This window comes from Halorubrum sp. AJ67 (assembly GCF_000513435.1).
In genome coordinates this window covers 33,348-35,439 of record NZ_CBVY010000019.1, presented here as the reverse complement: position 1 = coordinate 35,439, position 2,092 = coordinate 33,348, and the positions used below count along the sequence as shown (strand labels likewise).

Genomic DNA, 2,092 nt, shown 5'->3' with positions numbered 1-2,092 from the left:
GATGCGCCGGGGCGTTCAGGTGCTGAAGATGCGTGGGACCGATATCGACACGGACATCCAGGACGTGGAGTTCACGGACGGCGGGCTCCGGATCGGCTCGGCGGCGACGGTGACCCACTGATGTACGACCGCACGTTCGGCACGGGGTGGGACGACCTCTCGCGGGAGGAGGCGATAGAGCGCGCCTTCGCGTTGGGCGTCGCGGCCGGGGTCGACAGCCCCCGCCCCGACGAGCTGGATCGGGTGTTAGAGGCGTTCCCGGGGAGCTACGACCGGAGCATCGTGGAGCTGGCGTACGACGAGGGGCGAACGAAGGCGCTGGAGGCGAAAGCGGAGCGGGACGACCCCGACGACGAGGCGGTGTGGGACTCCCTCGTCGACGGTCTCGGAGCGCCGCGCGAGTCGCCGGTTCCCGCGGCGCTGCCCGGCGCGATACGCGAACTGACACTCACCGAGCGGCCGCGGGAGGGGCCGCCGTCCTCGCTCGACCTCCCTTCCATGCTCCGAAAGTGATCCCTCGGAAGGGTTTTACCCAACACTCTCTCACGTTCACCAAATGACTGTGCTTCCCGACGCTGTCCGCGGTGCCGACAGCGTCCTCATCAGCGGTCCTCCGATGAGCGGGAAGTACGACCTGTTCAACCGGCTGCTTGCGGCCTGGTCCGACGGTCCGGTCGTGATCTCGACGGGGCGGACCGCGGAGAAGGTCCGCGGCGACTACGAGGGACTCACGGGGAAAGCCGGCGACGACGTGGTCGTCATCGACTGTGTCACCCACGAGCAGGGCGACAAACGGGAGGACACGCCGACGACGAAGTACGTCGCGAGCGCCGGCAACCTCACCGACATCGGGATCAAGTTCACGGACGTCGTCGAGTCCTCCGCCGGCCGCGAACGCGCGGTCGGGATCTACTCGCTGTCGCAGCTGCTCATGTACTGGGACCCCGAGCGGATCTACCAGTTCACCCGAGTAATGACCTCCCAGACCTCCGGCGAGGGATGGCCGTTCGTCGGCGTCCTCGGCTCGACCGCCCACGACGAGCAGGTGGTCCACACCCTCCACGAGCCGTTCGATACCGTCGTCGAGACCCGGGTTGACGACGACGCGCGGGAGTTCCGCGTCCGCGACCGCGTCGGGCAGCCCTCCGACTGGCAGCCGTTCTGATCTGACCCGGCGGAGCGCGCGGACGGCGGCTCGACGAGGTGCGAGCCCGACGTCAGCCGACCAGTTCGAACTCCACGCCGATCGGGGGGCCATCGACCAGTCCCCAGTAGACGAACCGGTAGGTTCCGGGGCCGAGTTCCGGGCAGACCGTCAGTTCGACATCGGGCACCGCCGAGGCGATAGCCTGCTCGTCAAGGTCGATCGACCAGTTGTACACGCCGCTCGAATCGAGCGCCTCCTCGGACCGGGGGAGTTCGACCGTCTCTCCGGTCGTCGATCCCCGGATCTCGATCCAACCCGTCTCGGTCTCCCGCTGGATCGAGTAGGCGTGTCGGCCGAGCGCGGTCGCGGGGCCGTCGCCGGTGTTCCGTAACACGAGGCGGAGCGACTGGCCGTATGTCTCGGAGTTCCCCTCCGAGGACAGTTCGAACGTCGTCTCGCCGGCCTCGACGACCGTCTCCTCGACGTCGCCCTCGAACGGCTGATCAAGCCGGACGAAGTTCTCGTCCTCGCAGGTCAGCGTCGCCGGCGTTCCCTCGGGTCCCTGCGGGCCCTCGCCCGCCGCGAAGTCGAGACAGCCGGCCGTCGCGAGGGAGAGCGCGAGCGCGCTCCCGGCGAGCGCGTCGCGTCGGGTGTGGTCCATACCGGATCGAGGAACGCCAGCGGCATGAACCGCACGCGTCGGCGCAGACGGTCGGCGCGCCGAGCGCGTCGGGGACCCCTCGGCCGGGGCGGTTCGGAACCGCTTTCCCGTCGGCCGCCGGATTGCTCGGCATGGAGCTGTTCGGATCCAGCGGCATCCGCGGGGTGGCCCTGCGGTATCTCACGCCCGCGCTGGTCCTCGACATCGCGAAGGCGGCCGGGACGGCGTGGGACGCCGACCGCGTCGCCGTCGCGCGCGACACGCGGACCACCGGCGAGCTGTTC

The 2,092-nt window shown here is 69.6% G+C and carries 3 protein-coding genes and 2 pseudogenes (1 of these 5 running past the window's edge); 4 read left to right on the top strand and 1 reads right to left on the bottom strand.

Features of this window, described 5'->3' with window-relative positions:
• The 3 genes and pseudogenes from BN903_RS13020 to BN903_RS13010 form a co-directional block, all read left to right on the top strand.
• Nucleotides 1-121, top strand: a pseudogene (locus tag BN903_RS13020) (RAD55 family ATPase) (it extends 638 nt beyond the left edge of the window).
• Nucleotides 121-513: a hypothetical protein gene (locus BN903_RS13015; protein ID WP_048078142.1), complete on the top strand. Its 393-nt coding sequence runs from the start codon at nt 121-123 to the stop codon at nt 511-513. Before BN903_RS13020 ends, BN903_RS13015 begins: the two are co-directional and overlap by 1 nt.
• A 43-nt stretch (nt 514-556) precedes the next feature.
• Complete coding sequence (locus BN903_RS13010) at nt 557-1,165, top strand: hypothetical protein (protein WP_048078141.1); 609 nt, start codon at nt 557-559, stop codon at nt 1,163-1,165.
• A 52-nt stretch (nt 1,166-1,217) separates the two neighbouring features.
• Here the strand turns inward: BN903_RS13010 and BN903_RS13005 are convergent, their stop codons facing one another.
• Entirely contained in the window at nt 1,218-1,808 is a 591-nt protein-coding gene (locus BN903_RS13005; RefSeq protein ID WP_048078140.1) for a hypothetical protein, read from the bottom strand.
• 131 nt (nt 1,809-1,939) lie between these two features.
• On the opposite strand from BN903_RS13005, the pseudogene BN903_RS16095 reads away from it, so the two are divergent.
• A pseudogene (locus BN903_RS16095) lies at nt 1,940-2,092 on the top strand (phosphoglucosamine mutase); the annotation flags it as partial.

Coding starts and splice junctions, on each gene's coding strand:
- BN903_RS13015 (WP_048078142.1), top strand. CDS start 121: ATGTACGACCGCACGTTCGGCACGGGGTGGGACGACCTCTCGCGGGAG.
- BN903_RS13010 (WP_048078141.1), top strand. CDS start 557: ATGACTGTGCTTCCCGACGCTGTCCGCGGTGCCGACAGCGTCCTCATC.
- BN903_RS13005 (WP_048078140.1), bottom strand. CDS start 1,808: ATGGACCACACCCGACGCGACGCGCTCGCCGGGAGCGCGCTCGCGCTC.